Genomic DNA, 20,194 nt, shown 5'->3' with positions numbered 1-20,194 from the left:
ATGGATTCCCTTGAAAGGTCCACCGCTCCATGAAGATCGCGCCCTCCCGAGGATACGGCCGCGATCGTAGAAAGTACGTCACGCCACCGTGGCTCACAGCTCCACGAGCCCCGCGCGCAGGGCCATCACCACCGCGTCCACGTGCGAGTTGACGCCCATCTTCCGGTAGATGTGCGTCAGGTGGGTGCGCACCGTGCGCCGCTCCAGCGTCATCACCCGCCCCACCTCGGCGTTGGACAGGCCCTTGGCCACGTAGCGCAGCACGTCGAACTCGGTGGGCGTCAGGCCCCACGGGTTCTGCTTCTCAGGCTCGGGCGGCTTCGCCTGGATGGACTGGAAGTAGTTCCAGAAGCGCCGCGCGATGAGGGGCTCGAGCACCGTGCCGCCCTCCATCACCTCGCGGATGCCCGAGCGGATCTTCTCCGGCCCCACCCTCTTCACCAGGTAGCCCGAGGCCCCCGCCTGGATCGCCTCGTACACCTTCTGCTCGTCCTCGAAGGACGTGAGGATGAGCACCTCCACCTCGGGGGCCCGGCGCTTCACCCGCCGCGTCACCTCGATGCCGTTGAGGCCCGGCAGCTCCAGGTCCAACAGCACCAGCTGCGGCCGGGCCTGGACCACGTCCTCCACGGCCTGCTCACCGTCCTGCGAGCTGCCCACCACCTCGAGCTCGGGGAACGTCCCGAGCACCTTGAGGAGGTTGCGCAGCAGGGTCGGCTGATCCTCGACGACGAAGATGCGGGTCCGGTCCATGGCGTCAGGGGTTGGGGGTGTGCTGGAAGAGCTGCTCCAACTTCTTGTGCTCGCCGCGCTCCAGGCGCACCTGGAACGCCTCGCGCTGCCGCGGCGTGCCGATCGTCTCCACGATGATCTCCCGGGTTCCCGACCGCACCGGGTAGCGCGCCAGCGGCAGGTTGCGCTTCACGCGGACGCCATCGACGTAGGCACGGGCCGGGAGGTTGGCGGAGATCGACAGATACGCGATGCCCGTCTTGTGGGAGTCCTCGGACACACCGGACCCGGAGACCACCACGGGATCCGGCGGCGTCCGGGACTTCGAGGGCGAGGAAGGCGGCGAGGGCTGCTGCTGGAGGTACTGCTCCACGGCGCCGCTGACCGCGGACACCTTGGGGTCCGTGTCGAGCTGCGGCTTCTGCATGAACCGCCACAACCCGAAGACGAAGCACACCGTCGCCACCAGCGCGATGACTCCCGCCACGGCCAGCATCTGGCGCCGGCGCCGTGCGTCCGCCAGGAGGTTGCGCTCCTCGGTGAACAGGCGCTGCTGGGACACCGCCGCCTTCACCTCCGGCGACGTGGGCGGGGGCATGGGGATGTACGAGCGATCCGGCTCGGCTGGCGGCTTCTCGGAGTGGCCTCGCACCAGGGACGGAGGGATGCGCGCCCGCGTCACCGTGCCCTCGGACACCCGCGAGCGGCTCACCGTGTGCTCGGGCTCCATCTTCGCGGTGTCGATCCGGTCCTCCGCATCACCCTCCTCGGGCTTGGGCTCGGGACGGGTGAGATCCTCCACCACGCGCAGGCGGGGGTTCTTCACAATCCGAGTCCCCTCCTTCGCGGCGCCCTGGGGCAGCACCGGCCCCCGGCGAGGCTTGGGCGGCGCCGCTCCCGGAGGCGCCACCCACGTCTGCTCGTCGTCTCCTGGCGGGCCATGACGCACCGCCTCACTCCCCTCCTTCGGCCCCACCCGGGTGGCCTCGGGCTCCTTCACCGGGACACGGGTCACCTCGAGCTCCGTCACCGGGGCACCACGGTCCGTCTCGGACTTCGGCGGGAAGTGGGTCACCTCGGCGGCGCCCTCCTTCGACAGCCCGAAGATGTGGGTGGAGTCGAGGACGCCGCGAGCCATCACGGGCCCCGGCGCCACGGTGGGCTCGGGCTGGTACTCCTCGAAGGCGGGCGGGGCCTCCATGGTGTCGACCTCGCTGAGGGCCGGACTGAAGGAGGGCCGCACCACCACGGACTTCTCCAGCGCGTCCGCGTTCACCTGCGCCAGCGACACGCCGGAGATGGGTGTCAGCGTGAAGCGCTCGGAGAACGGTACCGGGCCGAGCGCCCCGACGGACACCTCGTTGGGGAAGAGCTCGGAGACGAAGCGGCGCAGCTCCTCGGGGCCGGGCACGCCTCCGTTGGTGGAGAGGAAGTTGCGCAGCGCGTTGGCGAACTCGCCGCACGAGTGGAACCGCCGCGAGGACATGCCCTCCAGCGCGCGCAGGATGATCGGATCCAACCGCGCGTGGATGCGGCGATCCAGCCGGCTGGGCGGGGGCAGGCCGGCGCGGCGGGTGCTGACGCCCCCATCCGGCACGATGGCCTCGCGCAGGGTGAGCAGCTCGTAGGCGATGGCGCCGATGGAATAGATGTCGGCCAGGACGTCGGGGTGATCGCCCCGGCCCACCTCGGGGGCGCGGTAGGCGCCGCGGCCCCGGTGGGCGAAGACGCGCTTGAGCTGGGGCACCTCCAGCAGCGCCCGGAGCGCCCCGAAGTCGGCCACCCGGGGCTGGCCCGCGCGCGACAGCAGGACGTTGCCCGGGGTGATGGCGCCGTGGATGACCCCCACGGAGTGGGCGCGCTCCACGGCCTCGAGGATCTGGATGATCAGATGGAGCGCGATGGCCGGAGGGAGGAGGACCTCCTTGGTGTTGAGCCGCTGCAGCGCGGTGCCGAGCGTGTAGCCATCCACCGCCTCGCGCACCACGGCGAGCCGATCCTTCACGAAGCCCATGTCGACGACATGGACGACGCCCTCGGAGCCCAGCGGGTTGAGGACGCTGTACGTCTGGGCCAGCACGGTGGCGTAGCGGGGATCCGACGTCTTGGGGTGGAAGAGCTTGATGACGAACTTGAAGCCACCCGGCTCCAGGACGGCCTCGTACAGATCGGCGAGCTCTCCGGCCTCGATGCGGCCGGTCAACCGGTAGCTGCTGCTCATCCCTTCCTCTTCCGGGGCCGGACGGCGTCGAATTGGAACCCGCACCAGACGCACGCCTCGCCCCGGCGACCAGGGGGCAGCTCCAGTGTACACCCGGGGCAGCGAGGCCGGGCCCGGCCGGCCACCCGGGGAGCGGCCGCCTTGCGGCGCACCTGGCCCGAGGCACGCGCACGCCCGGCGGCGGCGGCGCCACGCACCAGGGCCTCGAGCCGGCGGACACGGTCCTCCAAGGCCTCGATCCGGGCGGACAGCCGCGCGTGGAGGTCGGCGTCGGACGAGGGGCGTCTGGCGGACGTGCGCATGGGGACCCGCGAGCGTGCCACGCCGGCTCGTCCCCCCGCAAGGAGGACGGTCCGGGAGGATGGTGCCGCATGGGGAGCGCGTGTTATCTCTGTCCTTCCCGTGTCTCCGAAACTCTCCCCGACCGGCCCCATCCCTGGAAGCCCGACCACCGCGGATCCCCTCCACGGCAGCTTCCGCTCCTCCCTCAACCGCGCCCACGCCGAGGAAGCCGAGCACCGCGCCCAGAGCCTCTTCGAGGACGGGGAGCTCGCCCGCCTGCTGAGCGTGCCCCGGGTGAGCACCCGCCAGGTGCCGCGCGCGCGGGACATCTTCGTCAACCGCAACCTGCGCATGTCCAGCGTCGACCTCATCGGCTTCGACATGGACTACACGCTGGCCATCTACCACATGCGGCGGCTGGAGCAGCTGGCGTACGACATGACGCTCGCGAAGCTGGTCAGCGAGCGCGGCTACCCGTCCGTCATCGGCCAGCTGCAGTACGACCACCACTTCGTGATGCGCGGGCTGGCCGTGGACAAGGCCAACGGCAACCTGCTGAAGATGGACCGGTTCGGCTACGTGGGGCGGGCCTGGCACGGGCTGCGGCCGTTGGATCGCGAGCTGTGGAAGAAGCTGTACCGCAACCAGCGGGTGCAGCTGAAGAACCCGCGCTTCGCGTGGATCGACACGCTCTTCGCCCTGCCCGAGGCGTGGCTGTTCGCGGCCATCATCGAGCTGCTCGAGTCGCTGGGCCAGCGCGTGGACTACGGCAAGCTGTACGACGACATCCGCGAGGCCATCGACACGGTGCACCGGGACAACTCGCTCAAGCGCGAGGTGCGCAAGGAGCTGGGGCGCTACATCTTCCAGGATCCGGAGCTGGGCCCCGCGCTGCACAAGCTGCGCTCGGGAGGCAAGCGGCTGTTCCTGCTGACGAACTCGGCGTGGGACTACACGGACGCGGTGATGCGCTACCTGCTGGACGGCCAGGTGGCCGAGTACCCGAGCTGGCGCAACTACTTCGATTACGTGGTGACGCTGGCGTCCAAGCCGGCGTTCTTCTCCGAGCAGCGGCCCTTCCTGGAGCTGGAGACGGCGGGGCCCGGCGAGGAGGCGCGCGTGGTGGGCGAGGCCACCTCGTTGGAGCGCGGCAAGGTGTACCAGGGCGGCAACCTGGTGCAGTTCGAGCAGCACACCGGCCACTCGGGTGAGCGCGTGCTGTACGTGGGAGACCACATCTACGGGGACATCCTCAAGTCGAAGAAGTCCTCGCTGTGGCGCACGTGCATGATCGTCCAGGAGATCGAGGACGAGATCACCTACACGGACGGGCAACAGGAGCGGATCGAACGGCTGTCCGAGGTGGAGCTGACGCGCGAGCGGCTGGACGACGAGGTGGCGCACCACAAGGGGGTGCTCAACACGTTGGACCGGAAGCTGGAGCGAGGGGGGCTGGAGCCCGCGGAGGCGACGCGGATGGAGGAGGAGCGGCGGCGGACGAAGGTGGAGCTGGACAAGCTGCGCTGGGCGCTGCGCGAGGCCACGGACATCGCGGACATCCTCGAGCGCGAGGTGGAGGAAGGCTTCAACCCGTACTGGGGGCTGCTCTTCAAGGAGGGCAACGAGAACAGCCGGTTCGGCGAGCAGGTGGAGCGCTACGCGTGCCTGTACACGAGCCGGGTGTCGAACTTCCTGCACGACTCGCCGATGCAGTACTACCGTTCGCCGCGCGACTTGATGTCGCACGAACAGGCCGGGGCGTGGTCGGCGAAGCTGTCGCAGGTGGGCAGCGAAGGCCCTCCCAAGGGCGCGAGATAGGACCCCTCCGGCGGAACATTGTGCCCCAATGGTCACATTGCCCTGCCCTACTTGAAGATTGGTGATGCACGCCGGGCCAGACCCGATTATTCAAAGAGCGTGCAGCCAGGGTTTTCCCCCTCTCCCTGGAGTGCTCCGGCCTCGGTCCCCGAGAATTCTCGTCTCGGGTTCCGAGGTCTGTTTTTTCAGGGCCTGAGAACGGCGAGCGGAGATCGCGCCCGTCTCACCGGCACGTGTCGGAGTGGACGGGCTTGAGGGTGAGCGTGCCGGTCTGGTCGATCTGGATCGTGGTGCCCGCGATGAGGCCGGACACGGCGCGCGCCGTGGCGGTGAAGCTGAACGGCCCCGTCACCTCGACGCGGTAGATGAAGCGGCACCCACCGAGCCACGAGCTGTCCGGGACCGGGGGGCGCGTGCCATCCGTGCAGCTCAGGGGCAGGAAGCCCACCTCCGCGAGGTTGCTCGAGTACCGGTCCTTCTCCTGGAGGAAGGACCGCTCCGTGGTGAAGAGGGCGCGGATGCCCTCGAGGCCCTCGCGCTCCTGGGCGGCGCACGTGAAGGACCCGGCCGGCAGACACTCGTCCCAGGAGACGTGGCGGCGCACGCCGGAGCGCTCCAGCCAGAAGACGACGTTCTGGAGCGAGGGCGAGCCGATCCCCAGCGTGATGCCCTCGGCCGGAGTGCCCGCGGCCCCCTGGGCGATGGCGGTGAAGGACGAATCCGGCAGCCCCGTCACGGACGTCACCCGATAGGCGAAGTGGCAGCCCGCCACCCAGCCCGGTCCCGGCACGGGCGCTCGCGAGCCATCCGCGCACGCCGCGGGCGAGAACCCCACCGCCGCCAGGTTCTGTGAGTACAGGTCCCTCTCCGCGAAGTAGGAACCCTCCGCCTGGAACAGCGCCTTCATCTCGCGGATGCCCTCGCACTCCACACCGCCGCAGTCGACGGGCGTGCCCTCCGCCATCGCCGCCGGAGCCCACGAGAAGCACAACCCTCCCACCACGGACAGCCACCGCATCGTGTGACGCATCGTGTGAACCTCCTCTTGTTCGCGCGAGCGTAGGAGACAGCCGCGAGCGCGAGGAGTTCCAAATCCGTGCCGGATCCGGCGGAGGTGCACGTCTACCGTGCGGGTGCCGCCGGAACGCGCCCCCAGACGACGGAGGTGTAGCGCGAGCCGGGTTCGGCCTCGAGCCCCAGCTTCTCGAGGTCCTCCGAGTACTTCGCCCCCTTCACCACCACCCACCGCCGCGCCACCCGTCTCGCCTCCTCCAGCGTCTCCGGCGTGAGCGGCGCGTGCTCGGCGAACCGGCGGAGCATCTCGAACGCCGGCTGGGACTTCTTGGGCTTCTCGAACATCGGATCGAAGAAGACGACGTCGAATGAGCCCGAAGGCAGCGCGCGCAGGTACTCGTGGGAGTCCGCTCGCACCGTCTCCACCCGGTATGAGTCCGGGCCGTAGTCGTAGGTCTCGAGGCCCTCGGAGACGACCGCGTACAGCGCGAGGCTCTTCTCCAGGCCCACGACCCGCCCCGACGGCCCCACCACCAGTGCCGCCACCAGCGCGTCCTGCCCGAGCCCCAGCGTGCAATCGAGGAAGTGGTCTCCCGCGCGCAGCTCGGCTACTCGCACGAGCGCATCATCCCCGCCCTTCTGCCCCGAGAGGATCCGCAGCCGGCGCAGGTGCGCCATCCCAGGATTGAAGCTGAAGGAGCCTTCCTTGTCCCAGAGGGATACGCCCTCTCGCTCGAAGACGATGAAGGCGTCCGCCGCGGATTCGAGCAGCGGACCCATGGGCTGCTTCTTCCTCCTCGGGATGAAGGGCAGATTCCACTCGCGCGCCGCTTCCCTCGCCCGGGCCACCAGCGCGTCTTCCGGCTTGCCGCTCGTCGTCACCGCCAGCGGGACTCGTTTTTGTATCAACCCTCGACCGCCTGGAGCTTTCTTCCTCCCTGCGCCTCGGCCACCGTCACCGACTGGTTCCGGCCGTGCCTCTTCGCGTAGTACAGGCACTGGTCCGCCTGCTCCACCAGCACCAGCTTGTCCGTTCCGTGATCCGGCGCCGTCGCGATTCCCAACGACAGCGTCACCTTCAGCGGGCCCATCTCCGTCTGGAACACCTCGGCCTTGATCGCCTCGCGGATACGTTCCGCGATCACCTTCGCCCCCTTCGCCTCCGTCTCCGGCATCAGGATCGCGAACTCCTCACCGCCGTAACGCGCCACGATGTCCGTGTCCCGCGCCTGCTGCTTGAGGATGCGCGCCACGCCCTTGAGCACCTGGTCTCCCGTCAGGTGGCCATACGTGTCGTTCACGCTCTTGAAGTGGTCCACGTCCGTGAGGATCAGCGAGCACTTGCGCCCGTACCGCCGCGAGTGCGCCAGCATCTCGTCCGCCTTCGTCTGGAAGGTGCGGTTGTTGTACAGGCCCGTCATGCCGTCCGTCGTCGCCATCCGCTCCATCGCCTCGTAGAGCTGCGCACGCAGCACCGCCTGCGCCGCCTGGATCGCGATCACCTCCAGCATCCGCAGCACGTCGTGGTCCAGCGCCGCCTTGCGGCGCGAGCCCGCCACCAGCGTCCCGAGGATCCTGTCGCCCGCCGTGAGCGGGAAGATCTTCAGCGCCGCCAGGCCGCGCAGCTGCGTCTCCTCGTCGAAGATGACCTGCCGGTCCATGGCCTTGATGTCGCGCCCGGGCAGCGGCGCGCCGTAGCGCACCACGTTGGCCACCAGCCCATTGTTGTCCGGGAAGCTGCGGCCCTCGAGCGCCTTGCTGCCCTGCGCCGTCACGCCCAGCATCCGCGCCACCTTGTGCATCCGCTTGCCTTCCACCTCGTTCACGATGGTGACGGCGCAGAAGTCCAGGCCCGCCAGCTGCCGCGCGCTCTCCAGCACCGCCAGGAACACCTGCTCCGGGCTCCCCGCCCGGTTGAGCTCCTCGATCGCCCGGAAGAACCGATCCTTTTCGTCGCGCGTCTTGCGGATGTACGTCATCACCCGCTCCACCTCGATCGACCGCAGCACCTCGGCGGCGATCGTGGTGAAGAGCTTCTCGTCGTCGTCCGAGAACGGGTTGTGCGTCAGCCGATCCGCCACCAGCACGCCGCGCACCAGCCCGCTGCCCTCGATGATCGGCACGGCCAGCACGGCCTTCAGCTCGGGGGCACCCCCGTCGTACCAGGTGATGCCCTTGAGCCCATGTGCCGAGTGCATCCGCACCGGCGCCCGGCGCTTGAGCACCCCGCCCAGCATCCCCTCCCCCGCGTTGAAGCTCTCGCGCTGCACGCGGTCCGACATGCTGCGGCAGTCGTACAGCTTCAGCCCCTTGTCGTCCGACGTCAGCAGGAAGGCCGCGCAGGTGTTCGTCTTGAGCGCCGTCTCGGCGATCTCCAGCGCGGCGCCCACCGCGCCCTCGATCTCCTTCACCGAGGCCAGCAGCCACTTCTCCTCGTCCTTCACGTCCGGCGGGTTGTCGTGGGAGCCGGAGCTGACGAGGCGGAAGGTGCGGGCGCGCTCCTCGACCTCCTTGATGCGCTTCTCCACCGCGGAGCTCTCGGCGCGGCGGGCGGCGGCGATGCGCGAGGCGAGCACCAGCTGGTACAGGCCGGCGAAGAGCGACAGGAACAGCGAGTGGGTGAGGAAGGAGGTGATGCTGCGCTCCGGGCCCTGCAACGAGACGAGCGCGTCGAAGGCCAGCGCCACGCCCAGCAGCGTCAGTCCCGCGTTGCGCGGCAGGAAGGCCACCAGGAAGGCCATGAGCAGGTAGACGATGGGGAACACCGCCCCACCGGCGATGGCCACCACGATGAAGGCCACGGCGATGAGCACCGCCCCCAGCTCCAGATCATCCCGCAGGTAGAGCGGAGCGCCCACGGCGCCACGGGTGAAGCGCCTCCAGGCCATGAGCCCCAGTCCGGCCAGCAGGAACAGGACGATGGAGGCCTCCGTCCAGCCCAGCGTCTGCAGGCCCCGGAACCCACCCCGGGCGATGTGGACGAAGGCGGACAGCACGGCCGCCGCGGGAACGGCGCGCACCAGGGGGCGCAGGAGCTTGGAGGCTGGAGGGATGGCCGAAAGGGCGGACATGGTTACTCCAGGTGGAAGACGATCTCGCCCGGCTTGATGTAGCCGAGCTCTTCGCGCGCGGCGCGCTCGAGGGCGTTGGGGTCGTTGCGCAGCGCGTTGATTTCACGCCGGAGGGCGTCGTTCTGCTCGGAGAGGACGCGATTGCGGGCCTGGATGGACTCCACGTCCTGGCGCAGGCGCAGGTAGCGGCGGAAGCCCTTCGCGTCCACGACCGAAACCAGCGTCAGGACCGCGGCCACGCACGCCGCCACACCGAGGAGCTTTCGCCGCACCGTCATGAGTGGCCGGAAGGTACCAGCGGCGACACCCCCGGCAAGAAATCCGCTCCAGGCATGTAGCGGGCTCCCGGCCCTCGCTCCTACACGCGCCGCGGGGACTCGGACATCGGATGAGGAACAGCACACGGGAGGCGCGCTTCAGCGCCGCAACAGTTCTTCCACCGCGCGCGAGATGTCCCTGTGGCCGGCCACGCCCTGCCACGCACCGGCCACCTGGCCTCCCTTGTCCAGGAGGAAGGTGGAGGGCAGCGCGGGAATGAGCCCGAAGGCGCTGCGCCCCTGCTGCATGCCCTGGTCGGACACCAGCACCGGGAAGTTCAGCGCGTACTGGTTGGCGAAGGGCTCCAGCACGAGCGTGCCCTCCAGATCCATGCCCACCAGCACCACCTGGAAGCCCTGGGGGCCGTACTCCTTCTGGAGCGCCTCCAGCGTGGGCAGCTCCGCCAGGCACGGGAAGCACCAGGTGGCGAAGAAGGCCACCATCACCACGCGCCCGGGCAGCCGGTTCCACTCATACGGCGTGGGTCCCACCGAGGGCAGCATCAGCGCCCCGAGGTACGGAGAGGGCCCCGAGCCCGCCGCCGGCCCTTCGGGGACGGTGCGGCACCCCGCCAGGGCCAGCGCCAGCGCGCACCCGAGGGCCAGGGCCGCGCGCCTCATGCCTCGCTCTTGGGGGCGGAGCGCCGCTGACAGTTCTTGCACAGCCCGTACAGCTCCATCTTGTGCGATGTCACCGTGAAGCCGTGCTTGCGTGCCACCGCGTCCTGCATCTCCTCGATGCGGTCGTCCTCGAACTCGACGATGGTGCCGCAGTGCGTGCAGATGAGGTGATCGTGGTGCTCTCTCCCCGCCGCGGCCTCGTAGCGCGTCTGTCCGTCCCCGAAGTTGCGCGCGTGGGCCAGGCCGCACTCGTTGAGCAACTTCATCGTCCGGTACACCGTCGCCACCGACACCTTGGTGTCCTGTTCGCGCACCTTGTTCCACAGCTCCTCGACGGAGAGGTGGCCCCCGACGGAGAAGAAGGTGTCGATGATGAGACTGCGCTGGCGCGTGCTCTTCAGCCCGTGCTGCGCCATGTAACGCTGGAGGACTTCGTCCATGTTCTGATTCAAGGCTCGCCTGCCCTCCGAGCCACCGCGATGGCCCCTCGTTCCACGGATTGTCTACCCGCCGGACATAAGGAGTACACGCACCCCTGCCCGGGTGCGATACCAACTTGCACCTTCCGCTGGCTGTTTAGATTGGAGCCGGTCGGATTCATTGACACCCGTCTGCCAGCGAAGATAGAGGCACCCGGCCTCGTAAACGAGCATTTTTCCGCAACTTTCATGAACAGTCACTGGCAGAGACAGCGGCAACCCGATGACGTGCCCACCCCCGTGGCGGTGGCCGTCTCCGACTACTGCCGGCGAGCCAAATCGCCTGCAACCCCCACTGAGGTTCGCGAGGCACTCGCCCTGCTCGCCGAATCGGAGGACTTCCGGGTTCGTACCTTGACCGACACCGAGCCGGAAGCCACGCCGCTCGGGCCCTTCGCCGTCGTGGACGTGCTCAAGGGCACGGCGCCCGCGCTCGCCGCGGTGCGGCAAGGCTCCGGCTATTATGAGGTGGTGCAGGAGCTGGCCCGTGTCCGGGAGGAGAAGCGCCCGCCCGCGCCGCCGCCCGCCCCGGAGGTGCCCTCCTTCGCCACCCCCGCCGTCCCCGCCCCCGTGCCCGCCCGGCGGGAGGCCTCCGAGAAGTCCCGCGGAGAGACGGTCCAGGCGCGGATCGCCCCTCGCAAGCGCACCACCCCGGAGCCGCTGCCGCCCGAGCTCGACGAGGCCGGGGAGGCGCCCAGCTTCCTCAAGCGCGATCTGCCCAAGCCCCGCGGGCGCTTCACCCGCCTGGATGCTCCCAAGACGAGCTTCCAGGAGCTGACACGCGCCTCGGGCCGGGAGACGCTGGAGGCCTCGATCGAGGCGCACGAGCACCGCTTCGCGCTGCTCAAGTCCCTGGAGGGCCAGTACAACGGCGCCCGGGGAGACCTGACGCTCTCGGAGCTGGAAGGAGCGCTGAGGGCTCAGGGGTTGATGGAGGCCATGGAAACCCGCGAGCGCACGGCCATCCTCGCCGCCTTCACCGAGCACCGCGGCGCCTCCGGCCGGGTGGGCTGGGCGCTGGGGCTCAGCCCGTCCGAGCTCAAGCAGCTCGAGGCCAAGGCGGGCATCTCCCAGGAGGTCGAGGAGCTGCGCGAGCGCTTCCGCCGCGAGGCCCTCACCACGCGCCACCTGACCCAGCGGTTGGATCTGCTCGGGCGGGACAAGTACCTGGCGGATCTGGGAATCAAGAAGCGGTTCACGGATCTGCTGCGCCGCGAGCTCGAGGTGCTGGTGCGCGACGAGCTGCCGGCGGCCACGACGCTGTCGGAGCTCGCCGAAGCCGTGGCCCGCAAGCACAGGGCCCCGAGCGAGCTCGTGCTCCGCGCGCTCGAACGACTGGGAGTGGCCGAGGAGCTGCGCAAGCGGACCCCGGACGGCTCCCGCCACTCCACGCCTTAGAAGAACAAGAGGTCAAGCCATGCCCATCTACGAGTACTCCTGCAAGTCCTGTGAAAAGACGATCGATGTCCTGCAGAAGGTGAGCGATCCGACGCCCGAGACCTGCACCGCGTGCGGTGCCCAGGGCTCGCTGAGCAAGGTCGTGAGCCGCTCCAGCTTCGTCCTCAAGGGTGGCGGCTGGTATTCGGATCTCTACAGCTCCACCAAGAAGGACGGGAGCACCAGCAGCTCGTCCTCTTCGTCCAGCGCCAGCAGCTCGTCGTCCACCCCGAGCTCGTCGGACTCGGGGTCGAGCAGCTCCTCGAGCAGCAGCACCAGCGCGTCGAGCACCCCGGCGGCGGCTGCTGGCGGCAAGAGCTGAGTGGCGGAAAATTCGCGCGTGCGTTGGAGGGGAGGGAGACTGGCCGCGTGCCATTTCCTCCCTCCAAGCGCCCACCCCGCCGTTGCGTGCTCTGTGGCCATCCGGAGCTGATCGATGCTCGCGGACTGGGCCGATTCCTGCTCGTGCCGGATCCCGATGGCCGCGGACCCATCTGCCCACCGGTGAAAGGCTGTGGAGTGCAGCGGCGCGCGGGCGACAATGCGTCGCTGACGCCGAGCCCCCGCTGAGCTAAGGAAGGGCCCCTCCCGCGTCGTCTACGCCGAGGTGCGCCCGATGGTCGTTCCCCTGCTGCTCGCGTCGTTCCTGGCCGTCACCCCCACCGCCGAGTCGGCCGTCCCTGGTGCCGATCCGACGGTGTCCTTCGCCGCTTCCCTGGAAGGCCGCCACGCGCGGCTCCTGGAGGGGTTGGAGCTGGCGGCCACCTTCAAGCCCTCCGAGACTCCGCCGCTGCGCATCACGGACGCGATGCGGTTCGGCCTCGCGAACGCGCCCCTGCCCCTGGACACGGGAGGCGGAGTGGACGCGGAGACGCGGCAGATCCTCGCGCTGGTGCTGGGGCTGATCATCGGCTTCGGCACGGGCCACCTGGTGGCGAGGGATCGGGACGGCTTCATCCTGTTCCTGGTGGTGGATCTGGCGATCATCGTGGTGAGCAGCGTGTTCAGGTTCGTCCTGGGCGGCTGGTTCTGGGGGCTGGGAGGGCTCGCGCTGCTCATCTCGCACGTCATCCAGGGAGTGGACGCCCTGGGCAAGGCGGGCGGCCCGCGAATCGTCGAGGAGACACGCCAGAAGGCGGTGCTCGTCTCGGACGTCACGGGCGGACGGGACGCGCCCACCATCACCACCCGCGCCTTCGCCTTCACCTTCTGATCGAGGCCCCACCGTGAGAAGACTCCTCGCCCTGCTCGTCCTCTTCCCCCTGGCACTGCTCACCGGCTGCGCGAGCCAGACCCAGCTCAGCGCGGAGGATCGGACGAGGGTGCAGCAAGACCTGTCCACCGGCCCGGGAGCGGTGCGCTACCTGAAGGCCTCCAGCTACATCACGCCGTTCTTCGGGGATGCGTCCAAGCGGCTGCTGACGCCCTACCCGCCCGAGGAGGTGCGGCTGCTCAACGACACCAAGGGCAACCCGATCAACCCCGGCCCGGTGCAGCACCTGGCGCCCGCGGGCACGAAGGTGCGGGTGCTGAAGGTGGAGTTCCCGACGGCCTGGGTGATGGCCGAGCGGGTGCTGTACTCGCCGCGTACACAGCCCTGGGTGTACCTGGAGGTGGAGGGAGCGCCGCAGGGACCGCCGGTCATCCTGGTGCTGCCGCCGATGATCAAGACGAAGGAGGACTTCCTGGCGGAGGTGGACCGGCACCTGCTGAATCACGATCCGGCGCCGAGGCTGACGAAGTTCCAGCCGCGCTTCCAGGAGGCGATCAAGCAGAAGAAGGTCATCGAGTACATGCCGGAGGCGGCGGTGGAGATGTCCTGGGGAAGACCGGAGAGCATCCGCCGGACGCTGGACGGCCAGCAGGTGAAGCAGGAGTGGTCGTACCCGGGAGGAAAGCGCCGGGTATTCATCACGGACGGTCTGGTGACCCGAGTCGAGGAAGGCTCACCCACCGCGACCAGGTGAGCTCACCCCTCACCCCTCTCCCTCTGGGAGAGGGACGGGGTGAGGGTATAGACCCCCGGGTTACCCACCGTGGAAAGACCCTCACCCTAGCCCTCTCCCAGAGGGAGAGGGGATTCGCACGGTGAACTGGATGGCGCCCGGGGGACGGCAGGTAGCGCAGTAGACGTCGCCCTCATACGCGAAGGCGTCCCTCGGCTGTAGCCCCTTCCTGCACGCCGAGCACCTCAGGGCCGCCACTGGTGGGGTTTCGCCCGCCGGCCTCGCCTGGGGATTGGTGACTCCCTCCAACAGCTCGAACTCACCCGCGTCCAGCCAGACTCCCTCGCATCGCGGGCACACGTCGATGGCACAGGCGCTCGTCACCACCAGCGCCAGCCTCGAGCCGCAGGATGGGCAGGACACCGGCTCGCTCCGGCACGTGGTGCACGCGTCCTGCTCGCGCGGCACCAGGTGGCCCCGCTTCCGGCACCGCGAGGGCGCCCGCCGCGCCGCTTCCAGGAACGTGCGCGTCGCGGGCCTGTCCGGAAAGCGGTTCAGCTCCCCCGCGTCGAACCACAGCCCGTGACAGCGGGGACAGGTGTCCACTTCCACGTCCGAGACGCGCAGGGGCCGCAGCAGCTCGTTCTCGCAGAGGGGACAGGGGCGCGCCATTCAGGGCCGAGGTTACTCGAAACGCTCCCCTTCCCCGAAGCCCTGGAGATCCCACGCCGTCGGGCAGAAGGCATACACGCCCGTCTGGGCTCCTCCCATCAACAGTTTCAACAGTGACAAGCGCCGATCCCCTCCCCCGAAGAGCCGCAGGTCGAAGCGCTCCGCCGGCACCTTCGCCAGATCCATCGCGTACCGGCACGCCTCCTCGAAGCCCCCCGTCTTGTCCACCAGCCCCACCCCCAGCGCCCGCGTGCCGCTGTACACCCGCCCCTCCGCCAGCTGGTGGATCTCCTCCTTCGTCCGGCCTCGCGCCTTCGCCACGTGCTCGAGGAACGCCTGGTAGATCTCCTCCACCTCCGCCTCCATCGAGGCCCGCTCGTGCTCGGTGAAGCCCCGCGTGGGAGAGAAGATGCCCGCGTTCTCCCCTCGGGTGATGAGCGTGCGGCGCACCCCCAGCAGCTCCAGCAGCCCCGAGACATCGAACTTCCCCGCGAACACGCCGATGGAGCCCACCACCGCGTGCGGCGTGGCCCAGATCTCCTTCGCGCCGAGCGCCGCCATGTAGCCGCCGCTCGCCGCCACCCGGTCCACGAAGGCGATGACGGGCTTCTTCTTCGCCACCCGCTGCACCGCCTCCAGGATGATCTCCGAGGCCACCGCCGAGCCTCCCGGGCTCGCCACGTACAGCACCACGGCCTTCACCCGGCGGTTCCTCCCCGCCGCGCGCACCGCCTTCACCACCGCGTCCGAGCCCACCCGCTGAGGACCCGGTCCCGCCCCACCCTTCCCCGGGACGATCATCCCCGTCAGTGGAACCACCCCCAGCAGGGGCCTCAACCTCAACGGGCGCCAGCGCACCCGCGGCCAGACCAGCCCGGCCCGGTACACCGGCATCGGCTCCAGCCCCTCGTCCTCCTCCTCCTCGCCGTCCTTCTCGCGCTTCTTCCCCAACCGCTCGGGCAGGTCCGCCTCGCTGCACAGCCCGTCGATGAGCCCCTGCGCCGCCGCGCGCTTCGCGCTGTAGGGACCCGCGTCGATCCACGCCCGGACCTCCTCCGGCGTGCGCTTGCGCCCCTTCGCCACGGTGTCCACCAGCTCCGTGTAGCGCTCGTCCAGGAAGGCTTCCATCGTCTGCCGCTGGATGTCCGACACGCGCGGGTGCGTGAAGAGCTCCGGTGCCGTCTTGTAATCGCCCCGCCGGAAGAAGTGCGCCTTGACGCCGATCCGCTCCAGGCCCTCGCCCAGCGCGGTGGCCTCCGCGGCGTAGCCCACCAGCTCCAACCGCCCCGCCGGAGACAGGAGCGCCTCGTCCGCCGCGCACATCACCTGGTACTCCAGGCTGTTCACGCTCACCCCCCACGCCACCACCCGCTTGCCCGCCGCCCGGAAGCCCTCCAGCAGCTTCACCAGCACCTCCCGCTTCGCCGGAGGCACCTCCAACCCCTCCAGCTCCACCAGGATGCCCTTCACCTTCGGGTCCTTCGCCAGGAGCTCCAGCGCTTCCCGGAAGCCCTCCAGCGAGGTCACCGTGGCCGGCTCCGGACGGCCCTGCCCTCCGAGCCCCAGGGGCAGGCGCGGCCGGCGGGTCGGCTCGCGGTAGGGGGGGTCCCCCGCCAGCCGGAAGCGGATGTACGCGGGCCGGCTCCGGGATGCCAGGAAGCGGAAGGGCAATCCCAGGAGGGTCCGCAACAGCAACAACAGATTGATCAAGGGGATCAGGAGGAGGCGCACGGGTCCGCGCCTAATGGACCGGCGCGGGCGGCGCAAGCCCTGTTCTGCACACCTGTACGGTCGTGGTAGGCTGCGCGGCCATGCGTCTCCCCCCCTTCTCGCGTCTGCTGGCCGTCCTCGTGCTCGTGACTGGCGGTGCCGCCCTCGCCCAGCGGCGGCAGCTCCAGGATTTCCAGGGCGATGGGATGGAATCCCAGCAGGAGCGCGATGCCGCTCGCTCCCGTCCGAAGTACAACATCACCTCCTACGGCAGGGATGTGAAGATCAAGGAAGAGCCCATCCCCTGGATGGCCATCGGCTTCGTCGGCATCATCTTCGCGGGTGTGGCGCCCTTCGCCTGGCGCGCGTACAGGAACACCACCAAGGAGATGGCCGAGGCCAACGTGTTCGGCGTCTCCAGCTCCCGCGAGGGCGAGGAAGAGCAGCAGTAGTCGCTCCCCGTGGGACACGGGGGGCTCATCGGGCTTGCAGCCTACTGGCTTGACCGGAGCAGCTTGCCCCGAAGGTCCTGCGCCTCGCGCCAGTCGGGCCGGAGTTTCAATATCTGGTCGGCCAGCTCGAGCCCGCGCTTCAATACCGGGCCGTACTCCCCTCCCGCCTTCTTCTGCCAGGTGGCCCACCTGTAGCAGTGCTGGCCGAGCCGCAGGAGATATTCCAGCTCGCCTGGTGCCAGCTCGAGCGCCTGTTCATAGGACTTCGTCGCCTCCTCGAAGTCCTCGGCCCGAGCCTTTCCACTGCGCGCTTGCCACGTGGCGCTGAGCGACTGTGCCTCGCCGAGCTGAAGCCACGCTTCCGCGTTGGCGGGCTCCTTCGCCAGCGCCTGGCGGAGCTCCTCCTCGGCGCGTGCGAGGTCCGGTCCGGGAGCGCGTCCGCGGTCGACGTTGAAGCCTGCTCGGATGACGAGGACCGAGCCCAGGATCAACGAGGCGCGATGATAGTCCGGCCACCGTTCGAGGCCACGTTTCACGACTTCCTCGGCCTCGCGCACACTCGGGCCCGGATCTTCACCGCGAGCGCGCAGATAACGGGCGCGCTGAGCGAGCAGCATTCCGCGGCCGAGGGGGGCGTCATCATCCCTCGGCGAGTTGCTGATGGCTTGTTCGACGGACGCTCGGGCCTCGTCCAGCAGAGGAAAGGGATTTCCGCCCCGCGCCCAGGCATCTCTCGCCTGTTCCAGGAACACCTCCCCCATGGAGTAGTGCAGCCATGACGCTTTGGGCTCCAGGGTGAGTGCTTGCCGGAACTGATCCCGGGCGCTCACCAGGTCTGGCACGGGATCCCCACCACGATTGCTCAGCCGCCGGGCCCGGAACACGTAGGTCGTACCCGCGCTCACATATGACGAAATGCGCTTGGGGTCGATGCTCCGAGCCTTGTCACACGCGAGCAGGGCCTGCGCCAGATCGCGATCCGGCTCGGGATTGTAGCGGTCGTACGCTCGGGAGAGGTACGCCCAGCCGAGGTTTGCCCAGGCATCGTAATCGCGAGCATCGGTGGCAAGGACCGCCTGCATCTCCTGGATGGCCCGGTCCAGGTGTCCCAGCGAGTTTTCACCGATTTGATTCTCGTACCTGGCCAGGCCATCGAAGAGCCCGAAGCGCTCCTTGTGAAACCCAGGACCCCGGTCCTCCGGGCGAATGCTCTCCAGCAAGTCGGCGGCCTTGCGGAATTGCTCGCGAGGATCCGTTCCAAGGATCTGGCGGTGGCGCGCCAGCTCTTTGAAGCTGCTCGCCAGGACCATCCGGGCCTCGCTCCGCGCGGGGGCAAGAGCCAGGGCGTGCTCGGCGGCCTTCATGGCCTTCGCGATGACCTCCTCCGTCTCCTGCTTTCTTCTATGGGCCAGGCGGACGTGCAGGCGTGCCAGATCCACCCAGCACATGTAGTCATCGGGTGCGACCGCGAGACACCGCATGAGCGCGTCCTGGGCCCGGGTATAGAAGGGCATCATGTCGCCATCGAGCTCGTATTGCATGAGCATCTCGGTGAACTCGAGTTGCGCCAGGCCCTTGTGCACGGCAGGGGCGCTCTCGGCGATGGTGGCGGCGGCGACGTAGGCCTTCCTGCCAGCCTCCAGGTCGGCCTTGGCCCTGTCGAAGTTGTTCTCGCGCCAATGCCTGTAGACCCGGGCCACGAAGATGTCCCCGCGCAACTTGGGGGCCTCATAGAACCAGGGCAGTCTGCCGCTCACTGCGTCCAGTCGGGCCAGGGCGTCGTCGAGGCGGCCCTCGTAGAAGGCGATGAGTGCCGCGACGTACTCGACCGAGGGCACCTCGGCTCCCTGGCTCAGCTCGAGGTACGCGAGCGCTGGGTCGCGATAGCGGCTCTCGATGTCTCTCAACAGAGACTCCCGGGACTCCCGCCCGTCGGTGTCCCCGAAGCGCTTCTCCACCTCCAGGAGTTTCTCCTGATAGGACTGCCCCAGAGCGAGGGCAAGCGCATAGGCGACCCGTGGCTCACGAAAACCGTGCTGCCACGCGGACTCGAGGTGCTCACGGGCCTTCTCGGGGTCTCCGAGAGCGAGGGCGCCACGTCCCAGCGCGTAGTGCCCCGGTCCCAGCGCCTGCTCGCCGCCCTGGCGCATCTCCGCCTCCAACTCCTCCATCCGTGCCTGGATGTCCTGGATGGCCTGACGCTCCTCCCGCGCATCGTGGAGACGGGAGAGCGCGGAGAAGCGGACCCTGGACTCGATGCGCTCCACCAGCTCGGTGAAGTGGCGAGCGAGGCGCTCGCGCTCGGAGGCTTCGCGGCGGGCCAGGGCGCCCCAGCCCACGGCCAGGGCCAGGGCGAGGAGCGCGGCGGTGGCCGCGGAGAGCAGGAGCCTGTGCTTGTGCAACCGCTTGCGCAGCCGGTACCCGGGGCCCGTTCTCGCCAGCACGGGCTCGCCCGCGAGGAAACGGTCGAGGTCTTCGGCCAGGGCACGCGCCGAGTCGTAGCGGGCGGAGGGCTCCTTCTCCAGGCACTTGAGGGTGATGGCCTCCAACTCTGGCGGGATGTTCCGGTCCAGCGCACGCGGTGGGCGCGGCTCGACGGTCGCGAGGTTGTTGAGCACCTCCAGGCCGTTGTCGCCCTGGATGGGAGGCTGTCCGGTGAGAAGGGCGTAGAGGGTGGCACCCAGGCTATAGACATCCGCCCGGAGATCCAGCCGGGCGACTTCTCCGCGCGCCTGCTCGGGGGCCATGTAGTGGGGAGTTCCCAGCACGGTGCCGGTAACGGTCTCGCTCTCCTTCCAGTCGCTCGCCAGTCCGAAGTCCATGACGTAGGGCCTGAGGACACCGTCCTCTCCGCTCTCCACCATGATGTTGGAGGGCTTGACATCGCGGTGGATGAGGCCGGCGCGGTGGGCTTCGTGCACTCCCAGGGCCGCGTCCCGGAGCACCCGGGCCTTCTGCTCGACGGTGAGCTCGTGCACGAGAGCGCCCAGTGGCCGGCCCTTCACGTACTGCATGGCGATGAAGACCTTCCCGTCGACCTGACCGACCTCATACACCTTGCAGACGCGCTCGTGATCCACCCTGGCCTGGGCGCGAGCTTCGGCGAGGAAACGCCGGGTGAGATCGGGGTGGTCGTCGCGGACGAACTTGAGTGCCACCTGGCGGCGCAGCCCGGGGTCATAGGCGAGGAACACCCGTCCCATGCCCCCCTGCCCGAGGAACCCCATGGGCTGGTAACGGTCCCATCCTGGGACCGGGAAGGACAGGTCCTCCGCCCCGTCCCTCCGTGGTGGAGACGTGAGGGTTGTGTCGGCCATCATGGAGGCCGTCTCGTCGTCACCGTGCATGGGGACAGGTTCTCATCGGAACGCCGCGGGTGGGTAGCCCCCCCCGGGTAAACTTGCCGCCGGCACTCGGGCTAC

18 protein-coding genes are annotated in these 20,194 nt (G+C 69.2%); 6 read left to right on the top strand and 12 right to left on the bottom strand.

Annotation, left to right across the window (positions count from 1 at the left end; genetic code table 11):
• Positions 1-93 precede the first annotated feature (93 nt).
• Genes NR810_RS07385 through NR810_RS07375 form a run of 3 tightly spaced genes read right to left on the bottom strand, consistent with a single transcriptional unit; the run spans position 94 to position 3,276 of the window.
• Positions 94-753, bottom strand: a complete 660-nt coding sequence (locus NR810_RS07385; RefSeq protein ID WP_257449444.1) for a response regulator — start codon at positions 751-753, stop codon at positions 94-96.
• 4 nt (positions 754-757) lie between these two features.
• On the bottom strand, positions 758-2,953 hold the full coding sequence (locus NR810_RS07380; protein ID WP_257449442.1) for a serine/threonine protein kinase: 2,196 nt from the start codon (positions 2,951-2,953) through the stop codon (positions 758-760).
• Positions 2,950-3,276 carry a hypothetical protein gene (locus NR810_RS07375; protein WP_257449441.1) on the bottom strand — a complete coding sequence of 109 codons (327 nt, stop codon included), beginning with the start codon at positions 3,274-3,276 and terminating at the stop codon, positions 2,950-2,952. Before NR810_RS07375 ends, NR810_RS07380 begins: the two co-directional genes overlap by 4 nt.
• A gap of 79 nt (positions 3,277-3,355) precedes the next feature.
• Between NR810_RS07375 and NR810_RS07370 the strand changes: the two genes are divergently transcribed.
• Positions 3,356-5,053 (top strand): HAD-IG family 5'-nucleotidase, encoded by a 1,698-nt coding sequence (locus NR810_RS07370; protein WP_257449439.1) that lies wholly within the window; start codon positions 3,356-3,358, stop codon positions 5,051-5,053.
• 223 nt (positions 5,054-5,276) lie between these two features.
• On the opposite strand, the gene NR810_RS07365 is transcribed toward NR810_RS07370, so the two are convergent.
• The 6 genes from NR810_RS07365 to NR810_RS07340 form a co-directional block, all read right to left on the bottom strand.
• The gene (locus NR810_RS07365) at positions 5,277-6,083 is read right to left on the bottom strand and encodes a hypothetical protein (protein ID WP_257449437.1); all 807 of its coding nucleotides are present in this window, start codon (positions 6,081-6,083) and stop codon (positions 5,277-5,279) included.
• Positions 6,084-6,175: 92 nt separating this feature from the next.
• Positions 6,176-6,976, bottom strand: coding sequence for a class I SAM-dependent methyltransferase (locus tag NR810_RS07360; RefSeq protein ID WP_257449435.1), 801 nt, complete (start codon positions 6,974-6,976; stop codon positions 6,176-6,178).
• Positions 6,973-9,138, bottom strand: a complete 2,166-nt coding sequence (locus NR810_RS07355) for a sensor domain-containing diguanylate cyclase (RefSeq protein ID WP_257449433.1) — start codon at positions 9,136-9,138, stop codon at positions 6,973-6,975. The genes NR810_RS07360 and NR810_RS07355 overlap by 4 nt, the downstream gene beginning before the upstream one ends.
• A 2-nt stretch (positions 9,139-9,140) precedes the next feature.
• A complete protein-coding gene (locus NR810_RS07350) occupies positions 9,141-9,416 on the bottom strand; it encodes an FtsB family cell division protein (RefSeq protein WP_257449430.1) in 276 nt (91 codons plus the stop codon).
• A 138-nt stretch (positions 9,417-9,554) separates the two neighbouring features.
• Positions 9,555-10,076: a TlpA family protein disulfide reductase gene (locus NR810_RS07345; RefSeq protein WP_257449428.1), complete on the bottom strand. Its 522-nt coding sequence runs from the start codon at positions 10,074-10,076 to the stop codon at positions 9,555-9,557.
• Positions 10,073-10,516 carry a Fur family transcriptional regulator gene (locus tag NR810_RS07340; RefSeq protein WP_257449426.1) on the bottom strand — a complete coding sequence of 148 codons (444 nt, stop codon included), beginning with the start codon at positions 10,514-10,516 and terminating at the stop codon, positions 10,073-10,075. Before NR810_RS07340 ends, NR810_RS07345 begins: the two co-directional genes overlap by 4 nt.
• Before the next feature lie 228 nt (positions 10,517-10,744).
• On the opposite strand from NR810_RS07340, the gene NR810_RS07335 reads away from it, so the two are divergent.
• The 4 genes from NR810_RS07335 (at position 10,745) to NR810_RS07320 (ending at position 13,959) form a co-directional block, all read left to right on the top strand.
• Positions 10,745-11,953 carry a hypothetical protein gene (locus NR810_RS07335; protein WP_257449424.1) on the top strand — a complete coding sequence of 403 codons (1,209 nt, stop codon included), beginning with the start codon at positions 10,745-10,747 and terminating at the stop codon, positions 11,951-11,953.
• 19 nt (positions 11,954-11,972) lie between these two features.
• Positions 11,973-12,314, top strand: coding sequence for an FmdB family zinc ribbon protein (locus NR810_RS07330; RefSeq protein ID WP_257449422.1), 342 nt, complete (start codon positions 11,973-11,975; stop codon positions 12,312-12,314).
• 294 nt (positions 12,315-12,608) lie between these two features.
• Positions 12,609-13,205 carry a hypothetical protein gene (locus tag NR810_RS07325; RefSeq protein WP_257449420.1) on the top strand — a complete coding sequence of 199 codons (597 nt, stop codon included), beginning with the start codon at positions 12,609-12,611 and terminating at the stop codon, positions 13,203-13,205.
• 13 nt (positions 13,206-13,218) lie between these two features.
• On the top strand, positions 13,219-13,959 hold the full coding sequence (locus NR810_RS07320) for a hypothetical protein (protein ID WP_257449418.1): 741 nt from the start codon (positions 13,219-13,221) through the stop codon (positions 13,957-13,959).
• Positions 13,960-14,040: 81 nt separating this feature from the next.
• On the opposite strand, the gene NR810_RS07315 is transcribed toward NR810_RS07320, so the two are convergent.
• Both NR810_RS07315 and sppA read right to left on the bottom strand, forming a co-directional pair.
• Positions 14,041-14,610 carry a TFIIB-type zinc ribbon-containing protein gene (locus NR810_RS07315; protein ID WP_257449415.1) on the bottom strand — a complete coding sequence of 190 codons (570 nt, stop codon included), beginning with the start codon at positions 14,608-14,610 and terminating at the stop codon, positions 14,041-14,043.
• Positions 14,611-14,622: 12 nt separating this feature from the next.
• Complete coding sequence (gene sppA / locus NR810_RS07310; RefSeq protein WP_257449413.1) at positions 14,623-16,341, bottom strand: signal peptide peptidase SppA; 1,719 nt, start codon at positions 16,339-16,341, stop codon at positions 14,623-14,625.
• An 80-nt stretch (positions 16,342-16,421) separates the two neighbouring features.
• Between sppA and NR810_RS07305 the strand changes: the two genes are divergently transcribed.
• Entirely contained in the window at positions 16,422-16,772 is a 351-nt protein-coding gene (locus tag NR810_RS07305; RefSeq protein WP_257449411.1) for a hypothetical protein, read from the top strand.
• 41 nt (positions 16,773-16,813) lie between these two features.
• Here the strand turns inward: NR810_RS07305 and NR810_RS07300 are convergent, their stop codons facing one another.
• A complete protein-coding gene (locus NR810_RS07300; protein WP_257449409.1) occupies positions 16,814-20,092 on the bottom strand; it encodes a serine/threonine-protein kinase in 3,279 nt (1,092 codons plus the stop codon).
• Positions 20,093-20,194 lie beyond the last annotated feature (102 nt).

Origin of the sequence: Archangium lipolyticum (assembly GCF_024623785.1) — a bacterium.
Lineage (GTDB): Bacteria > Myxococcota > Myxococcia > Myxococcales > Myxococcaceae > Archangium > Archangium lipolyticum.
Note: the sequence above shows the minus strand (reverse complement) of the source record. Positions and strands in the feature narration are given on the sequence as shown.

What these genes read in the sequence shown, in the direction of transcription:
- NR810_RS07385 (WP_257449444.1), bottom strand. Translation starts at nt 753, where the DNA reads ATGGACCGGACCCGCATCTTCGTCGTCGAGGATCAGCCGACCCTGCTG.
- NR810_RS07380 (WP_257449442.1), bottom strand. Translation starts at nt 2,953, where the DNA reads ATGAGCAGCAGCTACCGGTTGACCGGCCGCATCGAGGCCGGAGAGCTC.
- NR810_RS07365 (WP_257449437.1), bottom strand. Translation starts at nt 6,083, where the DNA reads ATGCGTCACACGATGCGGTGGCTGTCCGTGGTGGGAGGGTTGTGCTTC.
- NR810_RS07355 (WP_257449433.1), bottom strand. Translation starts at nt 9,138, where the DNA reads ATGTCCGCCCTTTCGGCCATCCCTCCAGCCTCCAAGCTCCTGCGCCCC.
- NR810_RS07350 (WP_257449430.1), bottom strand. Translation starts at nt 9,416, where the DNA reads ATGACGGTGCGGCGAAAGCTCCTCGGTGTGGCGGCGTGCGTGGCCGCG.
- NR810_RS07345 (WP_257449428.1), bottom strand. Translation starts at nt 10,076, where the DNA reads ATGAGGCGCGCGGCCCTGGCCCTCGGGTGCGCGCTGGCGCTGGCCCTG.
- NR810_RS07340 (WP_257449426.1), bottom strand. Translation starts at nt 10,516, where the DNA reads ATGGACGAAGTCCTCCAGCGTTACATGGCGCAGCACGGGCTGAAGAGC.
- NR810_RS07335 (WP_257449424.1), top strand. Translation starts at nt 10,745, where the DNA reads ATGAACAGTCACTGGCAGAGACAGCGGCAACCCGATGACGTGCCCACC.
- NR810_RS07330 (WP_257449422.1), top strand. Translation starts at nt 11,973, where the DNA reads ATGCCCATCTACGAGTACTCCTGCAAGTCCTGTGAAAAGACGATCGAT.
- NR810_RS07325 (WP_257449420.1), top strand. Translation starts at nt 12,609, where the DNA reads ATGGTCGTTCCCCTGCTGCTCGCGTCGTTCCTGGCCGTCACCCCCACC.
- NR810_RS07315 (WP_257449415.1), bottom strand. Translation starts at nt 14,610, where the DNA reads ATGGCGCGCCCCTGTCCCCTCTGCGAGAACGAGCTGCTGCGGCCCCTG.
- NR810_RS07305 (WP_257449411.1), top strand. Translation starts at nt 16,422, where the DNA reads ATGCGTCTCCCCCCCTTCTCGCGTCTGCTGGCCGTCCTCGTGCTCGTG.
- NR810_RS07300 (WP_257449409.1), bottom strand. Translation starts at nt 20,092, where the DNA reads ATGATGGCCGACACAACCCTCACGTCTCCACCACGGAGGGACGGGGCG.